The sequence below is a fragment of the Pedobacter xixiisoli genome (genome assembly GCF_900215335.1).
GTDB lineage: Bacteria > Bacteroidota > Bacteroidia > Sphingobacteriales > Sphingobacteriaceae > Pedobacter > Pedobacter xixiisoli.
Genome location: NZ_OCMT01000001.1, coordinates 231,882 through 257,323, shown reverse-complemented (window position 1 = coordinate 257,323; position 25,442 = coordinate 231,882). Strand labels below are relative to the sequence as shown.

18 protein-coding genes are annotated in these 25,442 nt (G+C 37.8%); 16 read left to right on the top strand and 2 right to left on the bottom strand.

All coding sequences use genetic code 11. The features are described from left to right. The first annotated feature begins 3 nt into the window (after positions 1–3). On the top strand, positions 4–657 hold the full coding sequence (locus CRO54_RS01105; RefSeq protein WP_097127721.1) for an Imm19 family immunity protein: 654 nt from the start codon (positions 4–6) through the stop codon (positions 655–657). Positions 658–680: 23 nt separating this feature from the next. On the opposite strand, the gene CRO54_RS01100 is transcribed toward CRO54_RS01105, so the two are convergent. Further along, a complete protein-coding gene (locus CRO54_RS01100; RefSeq protein WP_097127719.1) occupies positions 681–1,745 on the bottom strand; it encodes a substrate-binding domain-containing protein in 1,065 nt (354 codons plus the stop codon). Between the two features lie 228 nt (positions 1,746–1,973). Between CRO54_RS01100 and CRO54_RS01095 the strand changes: the two genes are divergently transcribed. From CRO54_RS01095 to CRO54_RS01030, 14 genes are all read left to right on the top strand, one after another. Beyond that, on the top strand, positions 1,974–3,104 hold the full coding sequence (locus CRO54_RS01095; RefSeq protein ID WP_097127717.1) for a phosphotransferase enzyme family protein: 1,131 nt from the start codon (positions 1,974–1,976) through the stop codon (positions 3,102–3,104). Between the two features lie 6 nt (positions 3,105–3,110). Beyond that, positions 3,111–3,755, top strand: coding sequence for a carbohydrate-binding family 9-like protein (locus CRO54_RS01090; protein WP_097127714.1), 645 nt, complete (start codon positions 3,111–3,113; stop codon positions 3,753–3,755). Between the two features lie 129 nt (positions 3,756–3,884). Continuing rightward, a complete protein-coding gene (locus CRO54_RS01085) occupies positions 3,885–5,633 on the top strand; it encodes a DUF4091 domain-containing protein (RefSeq protein WP_097127712.1) in 1,749 nt (582 codons plus the stop codon). Positions 5,634–6,172: 539 nt separating this feature from the next. Further along, positions 6,173–9,148, top strand: a complete 2,976-nt coding sequence (locus CRO54_RS01080; protein ID WP_171047795.1) for a SusC/RagA family TonB-linked outer membrane protein — start codon at positions 6,173–6,175, stop codon at positions 9,146–9,148. Between the two features lies 1 nt (position 9,149). Then, entirely contained in the window at positions 9,150–10,610 is a 1,461-nt protein-coding gene (locus CRO54_RS01075) for a RagB/SusD family nutrient uptake outer membrane protein (protein ID WP_097127706.1), read from the top strand. Positions 10,611–10,658: 48 nt separating this feature from the next. Further along, positions 10,659–11,624: a cadherin repeat domain-containing protein gene (locus CRO54_RS01070; RefSeq protein ID WP_097127703.1), complete on the top strand. Its 966-nt coding sequence runs from the start codon at positions 10,659–10,661 to the stop codon at positions 11,622–11,624. A gap of 8 nt (positions 11,625–11,632) precedes the next feature. After that, positions 11,633–13,354 (top strand): DUF4091 domain-containing protein, encoded by a 1,722-nt coding sequence (locus CRO54_RS01065; protein ID WP_097127700.1) that lies wholly within the window; start codon positions 11,633–11,635, stop codon positions 13,352–13,354. A 634-nt stretch (positions 13,355–13,988) separates the two neighbouring features. Further along, positions 13,989–14,723 carry an ImuA family protein gene (locus CRO54_RS01060; RefSeq protein WP_097127697.1) on the top strand — a complete coding sequence of 245 codons (735 nt, stop codon included), beginning with the start codon at positions 13,989–13,991 and terminating at the stop codon, positions 14,721–14,723. After that, on the top strand, positions 14,720–16,213 hold the full coding sequence (locus tag CRO54_RS01055; RefSeq protein WP_097127694.1) for a Y-family DNA polymerase: 1,494 nt from the start codon (positions 14,720–14,722) through the stop codon (positions 16,211–16,213). The genes CRO54_RS01060 and CRO54_RS01055 overlap by 4 nt, the downstream gene beginning before the upstream one ends. Positions 16,214–16,600: 387 nt before the next feature. Next, on the top strand, positions 16,601–19,768 hold the full coding sequence (locus CRO54_RS01050) for an error-prone DNA polymerase (protein ID WP_338065613.1): 3,168 nt from the start codon (positions 16,601–16,603) through the stop codon (positions 19,766–19,768). Positions 19,769–19,971: 203 nt separating this feature from the next. After that, the gene (locus CRO54_RS01045) at positions 19,972–20,598 is read left to right on the top strand and encodes an NAD(P)H-dependent oxidoreductase (RefSeq protein ID WP_097127692.1); all 627 of its coding nucleotides are present in this window, start codon (positions 19,972–19,974) and stop codon (positions 20,596–20,598) included. Next, on the top strand, positions 20,595–21,350 hold the full coding sequence (locus CRO54_RS01040) for a type 1 glutamine amidotransferase domain-containing protein (protein WP_097127690.1): 756 nt from the start codon (positions 20,595–20,597) through the stop codon (positions 21,348–21,350). Before CRO54_RS01045 ends, CRO54_RS01040 begins: the two co-directional genes overlap by 4 nt. Positions 21,351–21,527: 177 nt before the next feature. Next, positions 21,528–22,118, top strand: a complete 591-nt coding sequence (locus CRO54_RS01035) for a Crp/Fnr family transcriptional regulator (protein ID WP_097127688.1) — start codon at positions 21,528–21,530, stop codon at positions 22,116–22,118. 15 nt (positions 22,119–22,133) lie between these two features. After that, the gene (locus tag CRO54_RS01030) at positions 22,134–23,261 is read left to right on the top strand and encodes a serine hydrolase domain-containing protein (protein ID WP_097127686.1); all 1,128 of its coding nucleotides are present in this window, start codon (positions 22,134–22,136) and stop codon (positions 23,259–23,261) included. Here the strand turns inward: CRO54_RS01030 and CRO54_RS01025 are convergent. After that, complete coding sequence (locus CRO54_RS01025) at positions 23,258–23,929, bottom strand: helix-turn-helix domain-containing protein (RefSeq protein WP_205943928.1); 672 nt, start codon at positions 23,927–23,929, stop codon at positions 23,258–23,260. The two genes, CRO54_RS01030 and CRO54_RS01025, sit on opposite strands and share 4 nt — an antisense overlap. Positions 23,930–24,157: 228 nt before the next feature. Here CRO54_RS01025 and CRO54_RS01020 point away from each other — a divergent pair, with 228 nt between their 5' ends. Continuing rightward, positions 24,158–25,441, top strand: a complete 1,284-nt coding sequence (locus tag CRO54_RS01020; protein ID WP_097127684.1) for a YaiO family outer membrane beta-barrel protein — start codon at positions 24,158–24,160, stop codon at positions 25,439–25,441. The last annotated feature ends 1 nt before the right edge of the window (position 25,442 follow it).

Here is a 25,442-nt window from a genome sequence, read left to right as displayed (position 1 = left end):
AAAATGAGTAAGCAAATTACATTTGAGGAGATAAAAGGCAACCCTTATTTTTGGTATATGTACATCAAATGGTTTAGGGGATTTGATGATAAAAACGAACTCAATCTCGATGAAGCAATGGAAGCTATTGACATCGACCAAAACCAAGTGCAGCAATGGGAAGAAGATTTCTTTGCAGAAATAAGCGATGAAAATGTAAAGCTTATTGCTGGAAAATTGAACGATGAAATGTCATTCCGTATCGAATTTCAGGAATATGAAATTGTGTTTTTTCTCAATGAAACTTACATTGGCAACTTAGGAGGCCATTTTGAAGCTTGGTTTTTAACTTGGCAGGAGCTTTTGGCTTTCGAAAAACATCCCCTACTTTTTATGCTGCTTTTACCTATGACTGGCATTGAACAACATCAAATTGAAGATGCAAAAGCACTAATAGCCAAACACCTGAAAATTATTCCAAAATTTGAAAAAGAAGCTGCATACATAACTTATTGCATTTTAAACGGACTGATTATGGATGATGGTTTCTTAAATCACAATGAGATAGGCACGATAAACATACAAAACCATAGTGCACGTAATGTAGAAAAATACCCCCGATATAGTGACGATGTTAAGAAACTTAATATAGAGTTAAACAAGTTTATAAAACACTAACGATAAGATTACGAATTATAAAATCATTCGTCGCTATCAAGATAGTAGTTTAAATTTTCTTTGGTAACAATATCAAGAGGTAAATATTTAAGCATAGGTACTTCTTTCTTAAATATCAAATGGTCTACTAAATGGCTAACACTCCAATAACCTTGACCTTTAGGATGTTGATTAATCAAAAAACTAATCATTCCATTATTGAGCAATTTTATGTTTTTAGAAACCAAATCGTAACCTACTATTTTAAGCGTACGAATATGTTTTTGCTGCAATAAATTAGCTATTTCGTGTGCTTTGGAAGTTGTCACATAGATCCCTTTTAATTCAGGATTTTCACGTAGGATAGTATCAAATGCATTCAAAAATGAAGAAAGTTGAGCTGTATTTAACTCAGCACGAATAATCTGATAATCTGAAAGGCTGTTTTGTTCAAAATAATCTCTAAATCCCTGCTCCTTTTTTTCTAAATGTGCAGCATTAGCCGTTCCTTCATCAATGTGTGCAACTAAAAAAGTACTAGGATCGGGATTTCCATAATGAATCAGTTTAGCAGCAATTAAACCGCTTTGATAAGAATCTTGCCCTATGTAAGACAGTGGGTCATACTCATGAATTTCTGTATTAAACAGTACAAATGGAATATTCTGGCTTTTCCATTTTTCGAAAAATGGCAAAGTTTCCTTATAAAAAATCGGAGATAAGATGATGGCATCAGGCTTTTCCTTAGTAAGTTCATCAGCTTTTTTTACGAACGATTCGACTTTATAGGGGTTAAAGGTATAATATTCTATTTTCGTTCCGTACGCCCTAAACTCGCTCTCCGCCTTTTTTATACCTGATTTTGGAGCAGACCAATAAGCATCTATTTTATGATCGGGTATCAGCGCTGCAATGTTAAAAGTCTTTCTGGAACTTAAAACACGAGCCATCAAATTTGGTTCGTAGTTTAATTGCTTGATAATACTGTTAACTCTTTCTTTAACATCCTCAGCTACCCTTCCCCTATTGTGTATTACCCGATCAACCGTTCCTGTAGAAACCTGTGCTTTCTCAGCAATATCTTTTATTCTTATTACCTTTTTCCCCATAAAAAAATACGACAGGTCTTGTCGTACCAACAAAACTAAACAATATTAAATCTTTTTAATCATCAAACTATAACAAACTCCTTTCGATAATACTTGACAAAGTTAGAAAAGTTAATATATTTGCGTGTCCGAACACACAAACAAACTAACCAACTAGAAAACAAATGGGAGAACACAAATACAAATTTCACGTGTTCGAACCATACCAATTAAACTACTAGAAAAACTATGACTACAGAAACTATCAAGGCCACCAATATTACCGAAATTCTATCAAAATTTAATTTCGACAGCAATTTCGTTAAGGTTAAACCTTTCGGATCTGGCCATATCAATGATACCTATCTAATTGAATATTCTGATTCGGACCTTAAGTTTCTTCTACAACGCATTAATCATCACGTTTTTAAAAATGTAGATATTTTGATGGATAACATTACCAAAGTAACTACACATATCCGTAAAAAGGTTATTGAAAAATACCATGACGATAGTGATGAAAGATCTATGGTAGCAGTAAAATCAAATGACGAAAAATACTACTACCAAGACACAAATGGCAGTTACTGGCGTGTTTTTAACTATCTCGACAACACCAAAAGCTACGACATTGTCACAACAGAAAATCAAGCTTTTGAAGGCGGCAAAGCTTTTGGTGAATTTCAAGCATTCCTTGTTGATTTACCAACTTCCGAAGTAAAGGAGACAATTGTCGATTTTCACAATATACAGAACAGATTAATCAACCTCCAGTCTGCAATAAAAGCAGATTCATTTAATAGAGTAAACAAAGTCCTTCCTGAAATCAACTTAATTAACTCTCGGGCAAACGAAATGGAATATGTGCTTAGAAAGGGCAGTGAAGGCAAGCTACCTCTTCGGGTTATACATAATGATACCAAATTCAATAATGTACTACTTAATCAAGCCGACCAAGCCCAATGCGTTATAGACCTGGATACCGTGATGCCAGGTTATGTAGCCTATGATTTTGGCGATGCGATAAGAACCATCATCAATACAGCAAGTGAAGACGAAAAGGATTTGAGCAAAATCAACATCAATCTTTCGTTGTATAGTGCATTTACAACTGGATATTTAACGGAAACCATTAATTTCCTTGAAGAAGAAGAAATTAAATCTTTAGCAGAAGGCGCAATTCTTTTCCCTTATATGCAGGCCGTTAGGTTTTTAACCGACTTTATTGAGGGAGACCATTATTACAAAACCGAATTTGAAGGGCACAATCTACAAAGAGCTAAAGCGCAGCTCAAACTATTTTCGAGGATGGACAAAGAATTTGACACACTGAAAAGCATTGTCCAAGAAGTTGTTAAAACGTTAAGGAGTAAACCATAATACACTATGAAAAAAATTAATGTCAACTTTCTTTCGAACATTAACAAGCACAGCTCATTTGAAAACATCAACAAAAGCTTAAGCCAATGTGAGAAAACGCCTATTCAAATCATCTCATGGGAAGATTTTCAACACAAACCCGAAGCCTATTTCTCCATTGGATATAATGATGCGCTATTTTTAAAGTTTTATGTCACCGAAGATGATATCAGGGCGGTATATAAAAACACCAACGACCCAGTATATGAAGATAGCTGTGTTGAGCTTTTTATTGCATTTAAAAACAGTGATAAATATTACAATTTTGAATTCAACTGCTTTGGAACTTGCCTAATAGGCTACGGCGATTCCAAAGAAAACAGGCAATTAGTTTCGCCACAAATTATAAGAAATATAAAAACAGAAACATTAATAAAGCCAGAATACCGCATGATAGGCAAGTTAATTACATGGCAATTAACTATAGTTGTGCCACTTAATGTATTCTGCTTCGACTTTTTTGAATCGCTAAAAAACCAAACGGCTAAAGCTAATTTTTATAAATGTGGAGACAAAACTGACAAGAGACACTATCTATCTTGGAATCCAATTGACACACCCAAACCTGATTTTCATCAACCAGAGAGCTTCGGCACATTGATATTCGAGTAAACTACAAGAAGTAGTACAAAATAGCGTAATCATAAAACCTAATCAATACACCTTATTTACTTATCTATCATACACTATGCCATAACGAGTATTAAAAAACAACTAAATCATTTACCTAAAAAACAATTTATGTTAACCAAATTACACCTCAAATTCAAATGTCTCCTGACATTAATAGTCTGCTCGGGCAATCTATTTAGCCAAGTAGCCTACCAAGAGTTGCCCGACCCAAAGGGAGTTGATATGATTTCTTGGAAAAATATAACTGAACAAACCGCTTTTAAATTTGCTTCGGCTGACGTCAGATATCAAAAACATGTTGCTCCTTCTAACGGCACTTTAAAAATAAAATGGGAAGGCACTGGTTGGCGTGGCGAAAAAATACATACCAAAATTTTAGTGTGCACCAAAAGAAATCTAAATAAAGTGAGCTTTGCTTTGTCGAAACTTACCAATAAAAATGGCAACACCATCGACGCAAGTAATATTAAAGCAAATTTTGTTAGATACGTGATGACCGATGGGCTGAATGCCAAGGGAGGAGGCTGTGAGATAACCCCAAAGCTAGACTCTTCACTCGTTGAAGACGTAATTGACAACGCAAACGAATTAACGGTTCCAAAAAATACTGTTCAACCAATATGGCTCACCGTCACAATCCCTACAGATACAAAACCAGGTTTATATTCAGGATCTATTTATCTAAAAGAGAACAATAAAAACTCAAAGTACAAACTAAATTACACAGTTAAGGTTATCAATCGTGTACTTCCATCACCAAACCAATGGAAGTTTCATTTAGATCTTTGGCAAAACCCATATGCGATCTCACGTGTTTCAAACACCAAACAATGGTCTGCGGAACATTTTAGAGCTATGACCCCTTACATGAATATGCTTGCTAATGCTGGTCAGAAAACCATTACTACAACGCTTATTCACGACCCTTGGAATAGTCAGACTTATGACAAATATGGTTCGATGATTAAATGGACGAAAAAAAACAATGGATCTTGGCAATACGATTTCAGCATATTTGATCAATGGGTTTCTTTCGCAATGTCTCTTGGAATCAAGAAACAAATCAATTGTTACAGCATGATTCCTTGGGATTTAAAATTTGCTTATTATGATGAAGCAACAGGAAAAGATACCGCGTTAGTTGCGAAACCAGGAAGTCCGGAATATACCTCGCACTGGACTCCGATGTTAAAGGCATTTGCAACTCATCTTAAATCAAAAGGCTGGTTCAACATCACCTGTATTGCTATGGATGAACGCCCAGTGGAAGACATGGAAAAAGCTATTGCAGTGATTAAATCAGTAGATAAAGATTTCAAAATAGCTCTAGCAGGCAGGTATCATCCAGAAATTGAAAAAGATATTTTCGATTATTGCGTTGCATCTAATCAGGTGATCGAACCAGAAGTATTTAAAAGAAGAAAAGCGGAAGGATTTAACACGACAGTTTACACCAGCTGCACCGAGGGTTCTCCAAATATTTTCACCTTTTCACCACCAGCAGAAAGTGCATGGTTACCTTGGTTTGCCCTCAACAATAATTATGATGGATATTTGAGATGGGCCTATAATTGCTGGAATGCTAACCCATTGCAAGATAGCAGATTTGGAAACTGGTCTGCAGGAGATGCTTTTTTTATATACCCAGGAGCCAGAACATCCATAAGGTTCGAAAAATTAATAAGCGGAATTCAGGATTATGAGAAAATTAAAATTTTGAGCAATGAATTATCAAAAAAAGGCTTAAGTACGGAAAGACTAAAAACAATAACTCAACCATTTTTAATTCAAAATCTTAAGACTATTGAGGCATCAAAAATGCTGTCTGATGCGAAGAAGCAGTTAAATTCATTTTAAGCTTACACCAGTTGTACTCAAAAGAACTTTTTACACCAAAAAGAGTACGCCTAATATTTTAAGATAAAAAACAAATAACACAAAAGGGCTAAAGTTAAAACTTTAGCCCTTTTGTGTTAACAGAATATTAAGCAAGAAACTTATTTCAAGTTTGCTATTTAATTGAGTTTCTTCCCATAGCCCTCACCCTTTAGTTCAATTTAACTATCAAACAAAAGTAATCGAACACGCAACACAAATCACCACCCAAAACGAACCAAAACCACATAGAACCCTGGGGTTCTATATTTAAAAATAAAATACAATAATCTAATTATCAATTAATTAGATAAAAAAATACAAACATAATAAAGTAACACCAACACTTGATTTAATCATTATATCAATATATTTGTGTGTACGAACACATAAATTCGTAAACTTTAAAATTATACCAAATTTAAACACCTAAAAAAATGAATGGATTTTTACATCTACCCTACCACTATCCATCTCGGGTAGTTATGCTTAGGACACCATTCCTAACATTTTTAATTTTAATGGCCTCCTCAATATTTAACGCTAAAGCGGCCAGTTTCGAAATCACCAGCCTCAAAAACATTATGAAGCCCACAAATGCCTTGGCAAAAGGAAAAGTGAGCGACCAGTCAACTGGCGAAACACTAGCAGGTGTTTCTGTTAGAGTTAAGGGCACCAACAATGGCACGGTAACAAATGCACATGGTGAATTCTCACTAAATGTACCAGAAAACAGCGTACTGACATTTAGTTACATGGGCTACAAGACTATAGAAGTAACCTTCAATGGCACCACCACACTTGACATCAAGTTAGAAAAAAGTGAAAATTCATTAGATGAAGTGGTTTTAGTTGGGTATGGAACTGTAAAACGAGCAGATCTTACTGGTTCCGTAGCTTCATTAAAAGGCAAAGACCTGGAAGACCAACCTAATGTGAGAACAGACCAAGCGCTACAAGGAAGAGTAGCGGGGGTTGTAGTTCAAAATAATAGTGGCGGGCCAGAGGGAGGAGTTTCTATCCGTATCAGAGGCGCCAACTCATTAACCTACGGAAACGACCCACTTATCATCGTAGACGGTATTCAAAATGCAAGTATTGCAACCATCAACCCTAATGATATCAAATCTATAGACGTACTTAAAGATGCGGCCGCACTATCAATTTACGGAGCTAGAGGAACTAATGGTGTAATTTTAATTACGACTAAAAATGGCAAGGACTCTCCTTTTACCGTAGCTTACGACTCTTTTGTGTCATCAGATCGTGTAAGAAAAAAGCTTGGCTTACTAGATGCAAAAACCTACGCAACCTTGCTTAACGAATCTCAGACCGCAAATGGCTACAATCCTATCTTTACACAAAGCGAAGTAGATGCTCTTGGCAAAGGAACGGACTGGCAGAATGAAATATTTCAGACTGGAGTTACGCAAAGCCACAACCTAAGCATCAGCGGATTTAGTGACAAGATATCCTATTATGTTTCAGGCAATGTATTAGACAGAACCGGAGTCATCATCAACTCAGCATACAAACAATACACCTTACGTTCTAATCTAAATATCAAAGCTACCTCAAAATTAACCTTTGGTTTAAACACATTCGCTTCTTACGACATCAATCACTCTGGTGATCCACAAGGTGCCGTAAGATCTGCTCTATCTTGGTCGCCAACCAAACCAGTTTATGAAAGCAATGGAAAATATTCACAACCTGGCGGTGGTGTAGGACCGAACGGAGTTTACAACCCAGTGGGTATGGCTAAAGAAATTGTAGATGATCGCTACAATAAATCGTTCACATTTGCTCCATCTGCAGAATACCAGATCATTCCAAGCTTAAAATTCAAAAGCATAGTAGCTTATAAAGTGATTGATCGTTTTAGCGGTTATTTCAACAACCAAGTAGTGAACGCTGGTCCTGCAAGTGCAATCTCCGGATCTACGTCGATGTCGCAGTATTCGAGCTTACAGAATTCCAACATCCTTACTTATGACAAGAAAATATCTGACCATAGCATTAATATAACCGCGGTATACGAAACCTTACAAGATCAATATAGAGGCTCAGACCAATCAGCTCAAGGCATACCAATTAACTTAGGCTACAATGGACTAAGTTATGCGACTACAACCCCTTACCCCCAGCCACGAAATGAAATAGTTAACACAGCTACCCGCTCTTTGATGGGCAGAATAAACTACAGCTATAAAGATCGTTATTTGATTACTATCTCCGATCGCTATGATGGAGCAAGCCAATTAGCTGATGGTCATAAATTCGAAAATTTCGGTGCAGTTGCAATAGCTTGGAATATCATGAATGAAAATTTCATGAAAAAATTTAAAAATACGATACAAGACCTGAAAATACGTGCGAGTTATGGTGCTGTAGGAAATGCGGCAGTTCCTGCCTATGCTTCGCAACAAACGTTTTTCCCAGGATTAGATGCCAATGGAAATCCAACGCTTACCATAAGACAATTGGCAAATCCGAACTTAAAATGGGAGCGCACTACAGAGAAAAACTTGGCAATAGACGGAAGCTTCCTAAATAACCGCCTTCAATTTACGGCAGAATATTATGATAAAAAGACCACAGACCTGCTTTTATTCAAAGCCGTTCCAACAGGGCTGGGTGTAAGCTCAATTCTTAGCAATATCGGATCGGTTTCCAATAGAGGTTTTGACTTTTCAGTTGGCGGCACCCCTATCAGTAAGAAAAACTTCAAATGGGAGTCTACTGTAACATTTAACTTAAATAAAAACAAAATTCTTGCATTGGCAGGTACAGACACCGTATACAATTCGTTCAATGACTTTCCTGGCGTAACAGGATCTTTCGCCTTAATCGCTGGGCAACCCATCAGTAGCTTTTTAGGTTACGAATTTGCTGGATTATGGAAATCAAACGAAGCTTCTACCGCAGCCTTATATGGTGCTAAACCAGGAGACGCCAAGTATGTAGATGTAAATAACGACGGTATTATTGACAAGGAAGACATCAAAATCATCGGAAGTGCCCAACCTAAGTTTAACTACGGATGGACCAATACCTTTAGATACAAAAACATTGACCTTAACATTTTCTTTCAAGGAGTTTTTGGCAACCAGATCTATAACTTAACACAAAAAGGCACAGGAGCTACTGGCACACAATTACTTACCCAGTGGAGAGAGGGAGATGAGGACACTGATATTCCATCTGTTACCGGAAGATCTTTTTCAAACTCTTCTTATTGGGTAGAAGATGGTTCGTATTTAAGATTGAAAAATATAACCCTAGGCTATACACTGCCATCGAGCATACTAGCAAAAAGCAAAGTATTGTCTTCTGCTAAAATATTCTTCAGCACCACCAACCTAATCACCTTCACCAATTATAGCGGCTACGATCCTGAATCATCTACAGGAGTGGATACCAATGGAGGCGTTGACCTAAATGTTTATCCTTCACAAAAGTCTTTCACCTTTGGCCTTAACATTAAATTTAAATAAGATGAAAAATATAACTAGAACAATACTACCGCTTTTCATTTGTATCGCATTTGCGGGCTGTGTTAAAGTTAAGGAAGATTTAACGGGCCAACCTACGTCCGACAAATTCTTTCACAATATCGAGGATTTCCAATCCTATATATCTGGAGCTTATGCACCTTTATTTCAAGATAATTTCACCTTCGAGGGCGATTATGCCTTTATAGCTGAAGCGGGAGCTGAAGATATCTATCATCGCATTGGTCGCTGGCGTGGATTTGAAGAATTGAATGTCAAACAAGTTTCTAACCCAGATGAAATAGTTCGTCCACTGTGGAATGGCGCCTACAGCAGTATCAGTATCTCAAATACACTAGTAGGTTTGGCCGATACCTCAAGCATTGATAAAACTTTACTAAACCCTGTAGTAGGTGAAGCTAGATTTCTACGGGCGTTAAATTACTTCTTCATGGTGAGATGGTTTGGTGAAGTACCATTATTAACTGAGAAAAATACGATAGAAGCTACTTCCCTACCCCAATCTTCTGTTGCAGATATTTATAACTTTATTGTAGCCGATCTAATTGCAGCAGAGGGCTTTTTACCTGCTATCCAAACCAATGCCAACAAACCAACCAAAGGTGCTGCTTCGGCATTACTAGCAAAGGTATACCTTACCATGGCAGGCTTCCCATTAAACCAAACTGCAAAATATGCTTTGGCAAAAGATCAAGCTACAAAAGTAATGAACATGGGTATCTATAGCCTGAACACCAACTTCAGTGATCTTTGGAACTGGAACAATAGGCTAACCAATCGCGAACTCATCTTTACACTTTATGCCAATAGCCAATCAGGTGGCGGAAGCCAATTGCACATGGTTAGTCGACCTGGCACAAACAGTGAGCAAGGCTGGGGAGACTGGGGAACAGACAAGCGTTTCTATGATCAATTTCCGAATGGACCTCGTAAGGATGCGAGTTTTTATACCACGATGATAGATGGAACCAACTTTATCAATACCAATTTTGCCAACCCATTTGTCGCCAAATATAGAAATGCAGGCCCGAGAAGTAATTTTTTCACAGGTCCTCCGGCAAGCGACAAAGCAGACGGCTACTCTCCTATTTTACGATATGCAGATGTGCTATTGATCTATGCAGAAGCTGCAAATCAAGCTGAAGGTTCACCTTCTACCGCAGCTTATGACGCCATTGATAAAGTAAGGGTTAGAGCAGGCTTAGCGAAATTGCCAACAGGCTTATCTAAAGACGACTTCGACAAAGCGGTACTGGCTGAGAGAAATTGGGAATTGGCATTTGAGCACAACAGATGGTTTGACCTTTGCAGAAGACAATTGGTAAAAGATGCCTTAGGCACTTGGTATCCTCAAACTAACATCACCAACAACAACTATTTACTGCCTAAACCAATTACAGCTTTACAACTGATGAAAGGCTTACGTCAAAACCCTGGCTACTAAACCGAAAATTCATTAATAAAACAATTGATTATTATTAAAATCAAGATTATGAAAAAGATACACAACTATTTAATGGCTATAGGACTACTTTTGGCAACGGCTTGCGAAAAACGAGAACTGCCAGAAAACCCAACAATTGTATCGCCAATCAATGCCCTTGTTTTAAATGTTAACGGCATCGACTATACGGCGACGCCTTTTTTAAAAGATGGCGCTTTGGCCGATACTTTAAAACTTAATGTTCAAAGGCCCAGCGCTACGGCGGTGGTTAAAAGAATTTCATTAACCAACAACTCAAAAGCTGATATTGAAAGTGGTGCAAGCCTTTTATTTACAAACAATGTAGCAGCTATCAACATCACTAACGCTCAAGGCGCTGTAAAAAAGCATTTCTTAAAGATGATTTTCACGCCGCCACCAATAATGTATGTACCTCTAAGTAACGAAAGCTATACGGTGAGACCTGCAACAACGCAAACCATAGCTTCTGGAAATTACGACACCAAGTTTGAAGGCTATATTGAATTTAAAGCAAGCTGGGCAGGATTTTACTTGGTGACCAATGCTACTCCCGCAGTAAGATATGGCATCAATGCAGGCTTCGATAGCGGCACCACACATACACTTCAAGTAACTACATCTGCTGCACCTTGGGGCGATTGGGGCACTAATGGATACTGGAAGTTTAATTACAATGCCGATACGAGAGAATTAACCTTATTGAAAACAGACTGGGCGCTTTCAGGATCTGCCACGGGAAATGAGGTTAAGAATATGACCTATGCACCAGCTACTAAAACATGGTTTTTAACCGCTACCCTTGCTGCTGGCACCTTTAAATTCAACAGTTTAAACACACCAGCCATTGTTTATGGAGACACCGTATCAGGCACCAATAGTGGCACATTAACTTCTGGGGGAAATCCGATAAACATAGCTACCGCAGGAACCTACACCATTACATTAAGCTTGAGCAAGCCACCTTACTACGCCTACACGATTGTTAAGCAGTAATTTTTAATATGAAACGATATCCGAAGTACTTCATAGCTCCATTTATTTTTTTCCTACATATTGCATGTAAAAATGCAGATCCGAAGCCCATTGATAGCACCGAGCCAGGCAGCGAAGCAAAAGAATCGTTAAATGGCTCATTCGAAAGCAAATTCAATAGATATACGAGAGGTGAAGCATTTACAGGAAAGGAGTTAAAAACATGGACCGACACTGCCTGGAAAAATGATCGTATACATAAACAGCTCATTTTATGGACTGATAAAAACATCGATGATCTTTCCTATGAAGTGGAAAACCTGAAGAACGGTAACAATGTGATATCGGCTTCGAACATTAAATTACGTTTTGGTCAATACGTAATTGGCGACCAAGTGCCCACGGGATGTGGTGAACAAACGAATCGTGCATCTGTTGAAATAGCAGATGCACTATCTCTTACTCCCGTAAACAAGATCAACCAGTACGACCCGCTTAAAATCTGGATCACTATTGACGTCCCCGAAGCTATAGCAGAAGGGAAATACACTAGTAAAATCCATGTTAAAACAGGTGGCACCACACAGCAAACCTTCAATATAGATGTACTTGTTGTAAATAGAACCTTGCCTAAAGTTGCAGATTGGAAGTTTCACCTAGATTTATGGCAATTCCCTTTCCAGTTGATGAAATTTAATAATGCGCAACCAGGAAACTCCCGTATTGAACCATTTTCAGACACCTATTTCAAGCAACTTGAACCATTCTATAAACTATTAGCTGATGCTGGACAAAAATCCATCACCGCGTATATTAAAGATGGTGCATTTCTTAAAGGCGAAACCATGATCAAGTGGACTAAAAACACCGACAATACTTGGAGCTACAATTACGATAATTTCGATAAATATGTAGAAACCTTGATGAGTTGGGGAATTAACAAGCAGATCAACTGTTTCTCGCTGGCTGGCTGGGACATGAACTACATCGGTTATTTTGACGCGGCTACTGGAAACTCGGCCAACCTCAATGTCGAAATAGGATCAGTGGCATACAAAACCATTTGGAATGATTTCTTAAATGATTTTAAAACACATTTACGAGCTAAAGCTTGGTTCGGCAAAACCGTTTTATACTTAGATGAAATCAGGGAGGAAAATCTGGCTGCTGTAATCAATACGATAAAAGAAAATGACCCTAACTGGAAAATTGGACTTGCAGGAAGTCATGTGAGTAGCACCAACGAAAGTGCATTATACGAATACTCAACTATTTTAGGAACTCATAGCAACACCAATTTTGGTGCCGATAAAACTGCTACTTTTTATACCAGCTGTACACAATTAATTCCCAATAACTATGTAACCCCACAAAACAATCCAGCCGAAATGACTTGGATGGCTTGGTATGCATCAAATAACGAATTAGATGGATATTTGAGATGGGCTTATGATTATTGGACCTTATCAAATCCGATGAATATAACGGACGGAGGCAATACCGCTGGCGATTTTAGTTTAATTTACAGAAGTGGCAATACTTATCCAAACCAACCCCTATCGAGCATTCGTTTAGAGCTACTACGCGAAGGCATACAAGATTTTGAAAAGATCAGGATATTAAATAATAGCGGGGCAGCCACATCAATAATTCAACACCTTAAATATTTCAACAGTAGTTCTGGAGCAAACGCTTCAAAATTGGTGAATACCGGACAATCACTAATCAAAAAAACATCAGCATTTCCATAGCCTTTGTACTAAATTCAACTATCTCAATTTATTAAGGAAAGAGAGTTACTCAAAAGCTCATCTAAATTTTAATAAAATTAAATGAAGCGGCAATTTTCAATTCTGAAGATTGCCGTTTTTTTTGGAAGGTGACATATAAAGCTGAAATTTATTTGATGATAATGAATTTTCATATCAGTTTACACATCAACGAAACCATTCCTCCCAAGCAGCAAACGAAAAAAGCCCACTACATAAGGAAGTGGGCATGAGATTGACGTTAACTTACAAATACTATTTTTAGAAGGTATAACTATTCAACAGGTAGTTGTTACCTTTTTCAAAGAGATGTAGGGAACCTGATTTAAAGCACACAACAAGAGTTGCCCTACTTACCTCAGTTTGTTTTACATTTTTCTTTTAAAACATTGTATTAAAAGCTATTCCGACAAAGATACACAAAGTCACTAAATAGTGATATTAAAAATATTATTTTTTCTTTGAGGATTTACATCATCTATTTAGCTTACAGAAAAGGTAAATTCAAAATCTAAAAAAGATGACATGTTATAAATAAAAAGCTAATATTTTTATCAACACAAAACAACATTGCTAATATTTTTATTATTTTTACTAAATATTTTAGTAAAAAGAAATGCAAAAGCCCCTTCAAAAAATCATTATCGAACGCCTTCAACGTGAAATTCTCGATTTAGAGGGTTTCAAAACAAAGGTTCATTACACCAAAACCAAATTAGGTTTAAGAACTTTGGAAGATAATTTCCCAAACCAAACCTTTCCTACTGGCACTATCCACGAGTTTGTAAGCGAAAAGCCAGAACATACGGCCTGTACAAGTGCATTCATTAGCGGAGTGCTCACCAAATTGAATGACCAAAACGGCATCTATATATGGATTGGTAAACAAAAGCAATTATTTCCAGTCGGGCTAAAAAAATTCGGCATCCAACCTCATCAAATTATTTTCATCAACCTTGTTAAACCAAAAGATATACTTTGGGCAACAGAAGAAGCTTTAAAGTGCAAAAGTTTAAGTGGTGTCATTAGCGAGTTGGAAGATATTACTTTTGCCCAATCGCAGCGTTTACAGCTCACCGTAGAAAAAAGTAAGGTTACTGGTTTTATCCTGCGTACTCAAAGCGAACGTATTCATGCAACTGCCTGTGCTGCAAGATGGAAAATTAAACCTTTGGCTAGTGAAAATGAAAATAATTTACCTGGAGTGGGATTTTCTAAATGGCAGGTAGATTTATTGAAAGTACGTAATGGCAACACGACAAGCTGTATCATCACCTATCATCATGGGCAATTAGCTATTGTTGAAACCGAAAACACCTATCCGTTCACCCATCAAGCTATTGGCTCATGAGCAAAAGGTATCTAGCAATATGGTTTCCTTATTTGCTTACAGACCAAATGGCCGTTAAGCAAGAAGAATTATTAGGAACAGCGTATGCTTTAATTGCACAAGAACGCAACAAGCAAATGATTGTAAATGTGAGCAGCGAAGCCAACAAACAAGGTTTACGTGCCAATATGCCTTTGGCTGATGCGAGAATCACACTTCCTTCTTTACAGACTTTCAAATTTCAACCCCAAAAAGAGCAAAAGCTACTAAATGCAATGGCAGAATGGTTTATTCGCTTTACCCCACAGGTAGCACTTAATCCCCCAGATGGGTTATTTTTAGACATTACAGGCTGTACGGCATGGAAAAGCGAAGAGCAACATATAGAAGAAATCAAATCTCATTTTACAGGAAAATACCATATCAAACTAGGCATAGCCGATACTTTAGGTGCGGCTTGGGCCATAGCACATTACACCAAAGGGCAAATTGCGAAACCTAATGAACAACTACAGCATTTGTTGAATTTACCTGCAAAAGCTTTACGGTTGGAAGAAGCCACCTTACAACGTTTGGCTAAATTGGGTTTTCATAGCATTGATAGTTTTATACACATTGCTCCTTCTACCCTTCGCAGGCGCTTTGGGGAGAAGATTAATTTAAAGATTGGGCAGGCTTTGGGTCACAAACCAGAAGCTTTCGAAGCGATTACCGAACCCAATCCTTACGAGGAAAGACTGCATTGTATAGAACCCATTCAAACCGCCAAGGGAATTGAAATTGCGATTGAAAGTTTATTGGAGAATTTATGTAATAGGCTGCAAAAGGATGATGTGGGCGTTAGAAATGCAACGCTAAGTGCTTTCCGCCTAGATGGCAAACTACAACAGATTAGTATCGGCACCAACCAACCTTCCATCCATATCAAGCATCTTTTTAAACTGTTCGAGCTCAAAATCAAACAAATTGAACCCGATTTAGGCATCGAACTTTTTATCATGGGAATTACCAAAGTGGAAGAGTTGCCCAAGCAACAGGAAACTTTTTGGCAGGTACAGAACCAAACTGATTTGGGAGAAATTGCGGAATTATTGGATAGAATTAGTATTAAAGCAGGTAAAAATGCCATCAGACGGTATTTGCCACAAGAACACCATTGGCCAGAGAACAGTATCAAAGCAGTAACCGACCTCAAAGAGCAACCCGAAACGGAATGGCAAACACAAAAACCTCGCCCCACGGTGCTACTTAACCAGCCCGAACCGATACAAGTGAGTGCACCTATTCCAGATTATCCGCCAATGACTTTTACTTATAAAAATGAAGTGCATCGTATTGCGAAAGCCGATGGACCTGAGCGAATTGAGCAGGAATGGTGGCTAAGTGAAGGCAAACACCGAGATTACTACTATGTGGAAGATGAAAAAGGGCAGCGTTATTGGTTGTTTAGGTCAGGACATTATGATATTAAGGTTGCTGCACAATGGTTTATTCATGGTTTTTTTGCTTGAATTAGGATGGTAGCTCATGGTTGATGGTTATGGCTTAGATAGTTACCTCCCTAAAACCGCTTGTGTTTTCGCTCTTTTTCGTTCTCCGGGATTTGCAATTAGGAGTGTTCGAATCAAGTTTATCGAAAAGTCTGAAGGACTGATATTTTTATAGAAACATGAGTTGAGATAATGATAAACTACGAAGTGGTGAAATTATTTCGCTCTTCGAGATTTGCAATCCCGAAGCAATATCTAAGGATTTGAAATGCGTTTTTAAATAGGATTAGAAACAGAAACCATCAAGAGAACTCGCCTCCCCCTACCTCTCGAAGGAGGGATATGCAAAATGCTTAAAGCGCTATGTATCCCCCTTTGGAGGGGGTAGGGGGAGAAAATCAATTCAGAATGAAAAAGCTTATGACCTACATAGAACTCCAAACAACCAGCAATTTCAGCTTTTTACGAGGTGCATCGCATCCAGAAGAACTCGTTGCAAAAGCAGTTGAACTAGGCTACCCAAAAATTGCCATTACCGATAGGAATAGCTTGGCAGGCATTGTTCGTGCACATGTGGTTACGAGGAAGCACGACATCAAATTGATACCCGCTTGTAGGTTAGATTTATTGGATGGCCCATCATTGTTAGCTTACCCGATCAACAAAAACGGCTATGGCAATTTATCAGCTCTGCTAAGCCTAGGTAATAGCCGTGCTGAAAAAGGACAATGCCATTTGTATCAAACAGATGTTTGGGCGTACAAGACCGATATCCTATTCATCGCTATTGCGCCTATCTCCTTAAATGAAAATTTTGATTTTGAAGCCGATTTCAAAACACATCTACAGCAATACAAAAAGGTTTTAGGCAACCATGTTTACTTATCCATTAACCGAACTTATACGGGGTTAGACCAAAAACGAATGTTCCGTTTAGCACAATTGAGCGAACAATTAAACATCCCTTTGGCCGCCACCAATGATGTGCATTACCATGATAAAGAACGCAGGCAATTGCAAGACATATTGACTTGTGTGAGAGAGAAATGCACCATTCACAGCGCAGGATATAAGCTACATGAAAATGCCGAACGGCACCTGAAGCCAGTTGAAGAAATGCACCGTTTGTTCAGGCAATATCCCAAAGCTATTGAAAATACCATCCATATTGCGGAGAAATGCCAATTTTCTTTGGATGAACTGAAGTATGTTTATCCTGAAGAACTGACCAGCGAAGGCAGAACACCGCAAGAGGAATTAACTTATTTAGCTTGGAAAGGTGCCAAAGAAAAATTTCCCGATGGTATCCCCGAAAAGGTAATCAATTCTATTCACTATGAATTGGATTTTGTAGGACGCAAAAACTATGCTTCTTACTTTTTAACGGTTTACGACTTCGTTCATTTTGCCCGCAGCCGTAATATTCTTTGTCAAGGCAGAGGCTCGGCAGCCAATTCTGTAATTTGTTATTGCTTGGGCATTACTTCGGTAGACCCTATGGAAATTGATTTACTTTTTGCACGTTTCATGTCTGATGCCCGCAACGAACCACCAGATATTGACGTAGATTTTGAGCACGAACGCCGCGAGGAAGTCATGCAGTACATCTATGAAAAATATGGCAGAGACCGAGCCGCTATTGTAGCCACGGTTACGCAACTGCACAGCAAGGGAGCCATTAGAGATGTCGGCAAGGCAATGGGCTTATCAGTAGATACACTTAATATTTTATCGGCAACGATAAGCAGCCATTATGAAGATGGTTTCGACCGTGAACGATTAATTGCCCACGGACTGAACCCCGATGAACCTTTGCTTAAAAAAACTTTAGAACTCACCGCCCAAATGGTTGGTTTTCCTCGCCAATTGGGACAACACACTGGTGGGTTTATCATTACCCAAGACAAACTCACCGACTTATGCCCTACCCTAAATGCTCGTATGGAAAACCGTACTTGCATTGAATGGAACAAAGATGATATTGAAGCTTTAGGCTTTTTAAAAGTGGATGTACTAGCCTTAGGAATGTTGACCTGCATTCGTAAAGCTTTTACGTTAGCAAAAAATCATTACCATAAAGATTATACTTTAGCCAATGTACCACAAGAAGACCCAAAGGTATACGAAATGATTAGCAGGGCTGATACTTTGGGCGTTTTCCAGATTGAAAGCCGAGCTCAAATGTCAATGTTACCTCGTCTTAAACCTAAAACTTTTTACGATTTAGTCATTGAAGTAGCCATTGTTCGCCCTGGACCGATACAAGGAAACATGGTTCATCCTTATTTAAAAAGAAGAAATGAAGAAGAAGAAGTAGATTATGCATCTGAGGAACTCAAAGGAATACTAAAAAAAACCTTTGGCGTACCGCTTTTCCAAGAACAAGCCATGGAAGTTGCCATTGTTGCGGCCGGATTTACCCCTACAGAAGCTGATGAACTACGAAGAAGCATGGCCACTTTTAAAGCTGTTGGAAAAGTTACCGATTTCAAAAAAAAGCTACTGGAAGGCATGGCTAAAAAAGGCTATGAACCAGAGTTTGCCCTCCGCCTTTTTAAACAAATAGAAGGTTTTGGTGGTTATGGATTCCCCGAAAGTCATGCCGCTAGCTTTGCTTTATTGGTTTATATTTCTAGTTATATCAAATGTTTTTATCCTGATGTTTTTGCAGTTGCATTGCTTAATAGCCTGCCTATGGGATTTTACCAGCCTGCACAAATTGTGATTGATGCGCAAAATCATGGTGTAACCGTTTTACCTGTAGACATCAACCACTCCGAATGGGACAACACTTTAGAAAATAAAGTTGGTGATTTCTTTGCGGTTAGATTAGGTTTTAGACAAGCAAAAGGTTTATCCGAAGAAGAGATGAACATCATCGTTAAGCATCGCCAATCAGGTTATAACAGCCTAAGCAGTTTACGAGATATTGGCATTGCCCAAAGCACACTAGAAAAATTAGCCGATGCCGATGCTTTCAGAAGCATGAACATGGATAGAAGAGCTGCACTTTGGCAAATCAGTGCATTGCACGATAGACCCATAGCTTTATTTGAAGGCAAAGCTGATAACAGTCAGCACGAGACGCAGATTACACTACCTCTAATGCCAAAATCAGAGCACGTAATACACGATTATGCCCATACTGGACTTTCCCTTAAAGCACACCCCGTGAGTTTTATTCGTCATGAGTTAAGCTTGATGCACATTGCCAGCACCAAAACAGCCAATGAATTAAGTGATGGTGCAAGCGTAAAAGTAGCAGGACTGATTTTAGTAAGGCAACGACCAGGAACTGCTAGCGGAATTTGTTTCATCACCATTGAAGATGAAACTGGAGTTTCCAATTTGGTAGTTTATCAAAAGCTTTTCAATACTTTCCGAAAGGAGATTTTAGGCTCTAAATTATTGATGGTGGAAGGCAAGGTGCAGCGTGAAGGACAAGTGGTACACATCGTGATGCAACGTTGTTATAACTACAATGGATTATTGCAACAACTTCACGGTGCCAAAACTAGGAACATCCCTCCTACCATGGGTGAAAAAGCTTTTCATGATGGAAGGAATTTTAAATAGCCCCACAATACTTTACTAAGAACGTCATCCTCGTGTAGACGAGGATCCTAAAGAAATAGCCTATACTAATCATTTTACGATTCCAGAATAAATCTGGAATGACGAGCTACGAAAGTAAGCAAGATATTTACGTAGGTTTTTGTGACCCAAATCACAGGTGTAATCTCTCATTGTTTCGGAATTTTGTAGAAAGATTATTGACAATGAAAAAGATATTTGTAATTAACGGCGGACAACATTTTGCCCATTCTGGAGGTAAATTCAACAAAACCATCAGCAATTGGGACAAGGAGTTTTTCACCATCGACAACGGATTTGAATTAAAATATACAGACATCAACGAAGATTACGACCTAAACGAGGAAGTGGAAAAGTTTGTTTGGGCTGATGTAGTGGTTTATCACACTCCTGTTTGGTGGTTTGGGCTACCTTATAAATTTAAGCAGTATTTAGATACCGTTTTTACTGCTGGACATAGAAAAGGAGTTTATTATAGTGATGGTCGCAAACTGGAAACTCCAGCAATTAACTACGGCACGGGAGGCTCTTTACACGGCAGAAACTACATGCTCACTACCACTTGGAATGCGCCAGAAACAGCTTTTACTTTACCAAATGAGTTTTTCAATGAAACCAGTGTAGATGATGGTGTGATGTTTGGTTTCCATAGAATGAATGCATTTACCGGAATGAAGAAATTAGATGGTTTTCACTTCCACGATTTAGAAAAGAATGCGACACCCGAGCGTATCGAAAACTATGAAAAAAACTATAAAAATCATTTAGAACAAGTTTTTAACGAAACATTAGCAAGCACACAAGCATCATGAAAACAATCTTATCCAATTTGATATTATTAATTGCAATTACTGGTTTTAATTCAGCAAATGCACAACAAAGCAAGAAAATGAAAAAGAAAATATTATTTGTGGTAACTAGCCACGACAAGAAAGGCGACTCTGGTGAAAAAACTGGCTACTTTTTAGGCGAAGTATCCCATCCTTGGGAAGTTTTAGTAGAGGCTGACTATGAAATCGACTTTGTAAGTCCAAAAGGAGGCAACCCGCCAGTAGATGGATTTGATTTAAGCGACCCAATTAACAAGAAATTCTGGGAAGACAAGCATTACCACCAAAAGATAACCAATAGCTTAACACCTAACGAAGTTAAACCTCAGGATTATGTTGCCATTTTTTACGCTGGCGGACATGGTGCCATGTGGGATTTGCCTAACAACACAGAACTAGCGAACATCGCAACTAAAATATATGAAAATAACGGAATCGTGTCGGCAGTTTGCCACGGTCCAGCGGGTTTACTTAACATCAAATTAAGTGATGGAAAATATTTGATTGCTGATAAGAAAGTGAATGGATTTTCTAACGAGGAAGAAGAACTCGTGAAACTAACGCAGGTAGTACCTTTTCTATTGGAAAACCAAATGAAAGACCGTGGTGGCGTTTATGAAAAATCTGCCCCTTGGCAAAACCATGTTACTGTAGATGGTAGGTTAATTACTGGCCAAAATCCACAATCGGCAAAAGCAGTTGGCGAAGCGATTAAGAAAGTATTGACACAATAGGAGACCTTTCCTCCCTTATACAAATTCTTTCATCTCACGTCATTCCCGTGAAAACGGGAATCGTAAAGCACCACAACATACCTATTTAACTTTTAAAGCATTACGATTGCCAGTCGAGCTTACAATGACGAAAACCAAAAGAGTTAAAAAGCATATTTCATTTCGTATTTTTACCAAATGGAATATGCTTCTTTTTTACGTCAACATATTGAGCAAATTGTTACGCTTAGCGATGATGAATTTGAATTAGTACTTAGCTATTTTAAACCAAAGGAAGTAGCAAAAAAAGAGTATCTCATCAAAGCTGGTCAGAAAGTTACTTCAGAATTTTTAGTAATTGAAGGACTTTTGAAAACGTTTCTGTTTGATGAAAAAGGGAAAGAGCACATTATTCAATTTGCGATGGAGAATTGGTGGATTTCTGATTATCCAGCTTATGCGCAACAAAACAGCGGGGAGATGTGTGTGCAGGCTTTAGAAAATTGCATCGTGCTTGAGTTAAGCCTGAAAGACAAAATCCAACTTTGTGAAACACTACCTAAAATGTACCGTTTTTATGGGCAAAAATCTTTTGGTGGCTACGTATCTTTACAAAAGCGAGTGCTTTCTATGATGAAAAATTCCTCGAAAGAAAAGTACGAACTGTTGCTTAACCAATATCCACAGCTATTCCAAAGAGCTTCAAAAACCATGATTGCACACTATTTGGGCGTATCTAGAGAGACCTTAAGCAGATTACACAAAAGATATTTTTTATATTTAGAGTAAATCAACTCTGTTGTCATGAAAAAACTAATACTTACTTTCCTTGGTTTATTTTTCTTCTTTAATAGTTTCGCTCAGTTTGAAAAAACAGAAGTTGAAATAACCGAAATAATGAAAAAGCTGGATGCAGTAGGACTAGCTGTTGCCGTAGTTAAGAACAATCAACTGATTTATAACCATTCTTTTGGAAAGAAAAGTATAGAGAACAATACCTCATTGAGCAATACAGATATTTTTAGGATTGCCTCTATCTCAAAATCTTTTGCAGCTACCTCTATCATGCAATTGGTAGACGCTAAAAAACTTTCTTTAGACGATGATTTTGGTGATTTAGTAGGCTTTAAAATCAGAAATCCCAAATACCCAGAAACAGTAATTACGCTGAGAATGGTACTTTCGCATACCTCTAGCATTAACGATAGTGAAGGATATTTCAACTTGGATGTGATCAATCCCGCAAAAAATGAAAATTGGGCTAAATGTTATACCGACAAGAAGCCGAGTACAGGTTATTTATACTGCAACCTCAATTTTAATATGATTGGCGCAGTGATAGAACGAATCACCGGACAACGCTACGATAGCTATGTAAAACAGCACGTCCTTTCCCCGCTCAACTTATATGGTGGTTATTGCATCGACTCGCTCGACAATCAGCGTTTTGTTCCTTTATACGAATATGAAAATCAGAGTTTCAAATTAGCTACTGCCGCTTATGCACCTCGCAGAGAAGAATTAAGCACTTACAAATTAGGCTGCAGCACTCCAATTCTATCGCCAACTGGCGGAATGAAAATCTCGGCTACAGATTTAGCAAAATATATGATGATGCACATGAACTATGGAAAAGTTGGTGGGGTAAAGATCATTTCAAAAAAAAGCGCCAAGCAAATGCAAACAGCTCTTAGTGCTGATGAAAATTATGGGCTAGCTTTATTGAACACCAACAATATGATTGATAGCGTGGAATTAACGGGACATACCGGTTCGGCTTATGGTTTATATAGCGCTATGTTTTTCGACCCGAAAAAGAAATTTGGCTTTGTAATGATTACCAATGGAGCAAATGGCAAAATGGAAAAAGATTTTAGAGTAATTACAAGAGAAACCTTAAATATTCTATACCAAAACTTGATTAAAAATTAAACCAAATTAAAGGCATGCGCAAATTTCACCGCATCGTAATTATTTTTGAGTGCTAACTTTTGCCTGATATTCCTTCTGTGTGTATCTACGGTTGCCATTGCAATAAAAAGCTTATCCGCAATTTCTAAGGAGCTTAAACCTAGCGCCATCAATTTCAATACTTCTACCTCTCTCACCGAAAGCTTGCCAAACACCATCGCATTTTTTCTTAAAAACCGTACATCATCCATCAATCTATTAATTTTAATGGTAATATGATGCTCTGGCGCCAAAGGACTAGCCGTCGTTATCACATGTGTAGCATTTCCTTGTTCATCTTTCAAAAACACCTTGGTGTTACTCGCATAAAGGCTCCATTCGCCATCCTTTGATTTTACTTGCTGAAAATATGAAGACGGACTTGAAGCTACATCCGTAACCCTACGATGAATCTTCGCTGAGGATTCTGCATCATCCTCTTCATTAAAGTAACGAGCTACGTATTCTTTCGGGTCTATAGTCTGTAACTCCGTCAAGTCTACACCCAAAATATCCAATCCTACTTTATTCATATAAACCACACTGAAATCGGGTACGTGGTGCACAATGATGGGAATTGGCAAATCATCGGCAGAAAGCCTCAGGGATTTGAGTTTCTCTTCTAGTTTTGAAGGCGTTAAATTTTCCATAGATGTAAAATTAGCGTTTGTGATTATACTATTAAGCATTTCAAAAACAAAAGCTTGTAAATATAATTATTGGCATATATCATCCCAAATTGTGGATTTTTTTTCCTAAAGCTCAAATTCGCATTTTGTTGATACCAATACTCTTTTTAATTTAGAGCTTTCAAGAATACATTCACACGTGATTACAACTTATTTTTCTAAACAATTCACGTGTTTTAATCTGTTGGTATGCTAATTGAATTAACTAGTGATATGAAAAAGGCCATGATTAGATTTTTATCAATCACTTTAAGTTTGCAAATTTTATTTACCGGGTATGTTTTGGCACAAGACCTAACCAATTTAACATCCGACGAACTTTTTACACAAGCCAGGAATATACCGAAAGAGAAAGCTAACTATCCGAAAATTATTAGCACTTTAAAGCTTGCATTAGACAAAAGTCCCGATTATGCAGACATACGTTTGTTTTTAGGCAGGGTTTATACCTGGAATGACAATTTGGATAGCGCTAGATTTCAGTTTAACCAAGTAATTGCCAAAGAGCCGAAAAATATGGAAGCTTATTCGGCGATTTTCGATACAGAATATTGGAATGGAAATTACTCCAGAGCATTAGACCATGCAAATCAAGGTTTATTACAAGACCCAAATTCTTCTGAATTACTGATAAAAAAAGCCAAGGCATTAAACGCTTTAAAAGATAACAAACAAGCTTTAGCTGTTTTGAAAGACTACAACAAGGAGAATCCTACGCAAGACCAAGATACAGTTAAAAGCTATTACGATTTATTGAGAAAGCAAAACACCAAAAATCTTATAGATTTAAGTTACGAGTACGTTCATTTCGACAAACGCTTTGATGACCCTTGGCATTACACTTCAATAGATTATACCAGAAATACTAGTTTGGGTTCGGTTACGGGGAGGTTGATTTACAGCAATCGTTTTAGAACTGATGGTTTACAGGGAGAAGTTGAAGCCTACCCTTCTATCACCAAAGGAATCTACGCTTACGTAGGTGCTGCTTATTCGAGGTCGAGTATTTTTCCAAGATTTAGAGGCGGAGTATCATTATATTACAGTTTACCAAAAAGCTTCGATGCCGAGACAGGTTTTAGATATTTAGATTTCAATCCGAGCAAAACTTACATTTATGTGTTAGCCTTAGGAAAATATACTGGTAATTGGTATTTCAACCTAAAAACCTATATATCTCCAGATGTAGATGTATTTTCTCATTCCTATACCTTTAGCGCTAGATATTATTTTTCAGATAGATTTAACTTTATTGGCGCTCAAATAGGTGCAGGAATTTCTCCAGATGATAGAGCTAGAAACATTATAGGTGAAGGAAATTTAAACAGCTATAAGTTTGGTCTAAACTACTCCAGAGATTTATTTAGCAATTTCACTGTTGCTGCAACTGGTTTATGGTTTTATGAAGAATATCGTACTAACGAGTGGGGAAATCAAATTGGATTGGGTATTTCTTTAATCAGAAGGTTTTAAG

Excerpts from the sequence above, each read along its gene's own strand:
- CRO54_RS01035 (WP_097127688.1), top strand. The coding sequence starts at position 21,528 with ATGGAATATGCTTCTTTTTTACGTCAACATATTGAGCAAATTGTTACG.
- CRO54_RS01020 (WP_097127684.1), top strand. The coding sequence starts at position 24,158 with ATGCTAATTGAATTAACTAGTGATATGAAAAAGGCCATGATTAGATTT.
- CRO54_RS01045 (WP_097127692.1), top strand. The coding sequence starts at position 19,972 with ATGAAAAAGATATTTGTAATTAACGGCGGACAACATTTTGCCCATTCT.
- CRO54_RS01025 (WP_205943928.1), bottom strand. The coding sequence starts at position 23,929 with ATGGAAAATTTAACGCCTTCAAAACTAGAAGAGAAACTCAAATCCCTG.
- CRO54_RS01050 (WP_338065613.1), top strand. The coding sequence starts at position 16,601 with ATGAAAAAGCTTATGACCTACATAGAACTCCAAACAACCAGCAATTTC.
- CRO54_RS01060 (WP_097127697.1), top strand. The coding sequence starts at position 13,989 with ATGCAAAAGCCCCTTCAAAAAATCATTATCGAACGCCTTCAACGTGAA.
- CRO54_RS01075 (WP_097127706.1), top strand. The coding sequence starts at position 9,150 with ATGAAAAATATAACTAGAACAATACTACCGCTTTTCATTTGTATCGCA.
- CRO54_RS01105 (WP_097127721.1), top strand. The coding sequence starts at position 4 with ATGAGTAAGCAAATTACATTTGAGGAGATAAAAGGCAACCCTTATTTT.
- CRO54_RS01040 (WP_097127690.1), top strand. The coding sequence starts at position 20,595 with ATGAAAACAATCTTATCCAATTTGATATTATTAATTGCAATTACTGGT.
- CRO54_RS01080 (WP_171047795.1), top strand. The coding sequence starts at position 6,173 with ATGGCCTCCTCAATATTTAACGCTAAAGCGGCCAGTTTCGAAATCACC.
- CRO54_RS01070 (WP_097127703.1), top strand. The coding sequence starts at position 10,659 with ATGAAAAAGATACACAACTATTTAATGGCTATAGGACTACTTTTGGCA.
- CRO54_RS01085 (WP_097127712.1), top strand. The coding sequence starts at position 3,885 with ATGTTAACCAAATTACACCTCAAATTCAAATGTCTCCTGACATTAATA.
- CRO54_RS01065 (WP_097127700.1), top strand. The coding sequence starts at position 11,633 with ATGAAACGATATCCGAAGTACTTCATAGCTCCATTTATTTTTTTCCTA.
- CRO54_RS01055 (WP_097127694.1), top strand. The coding sequence starts at position 14,720 with ATGAGCAAAAGGTATCTAGCAATATGGTTTCCTTATTTGCTTACAGAC.
- CRO54_RS01090 (WP_097127714.1), top strand. The coding sequence starts at position 3,111 with ATGAAAAAAATTAATGTCAACTTTCTTTCGAACATTAACAAGCACAGC.
- CRO54_RS01100 (WP_097127719.1), bottom strand. The coding sequence starts at position 1,745 with ATGGGGAAAAAGGTAATAAGAATAAAAGATATTGCTGAGAAAGCACAG.
- CRO54_RS01030 (WP_097127686.1), top strand. The coding sequence starts at position 22,134 with ATGAAAAAACTAATACTTACTTTCCTTGGTTTATTTTTCTTCTTTAAT.
- CRO54_RS01095 (WP_097127717.1), top strand. The coding sequence starts at position 1,974 with ATGACTACAGAAACTATCAAGGCCACCAATATTACCGAAATTCTATCA.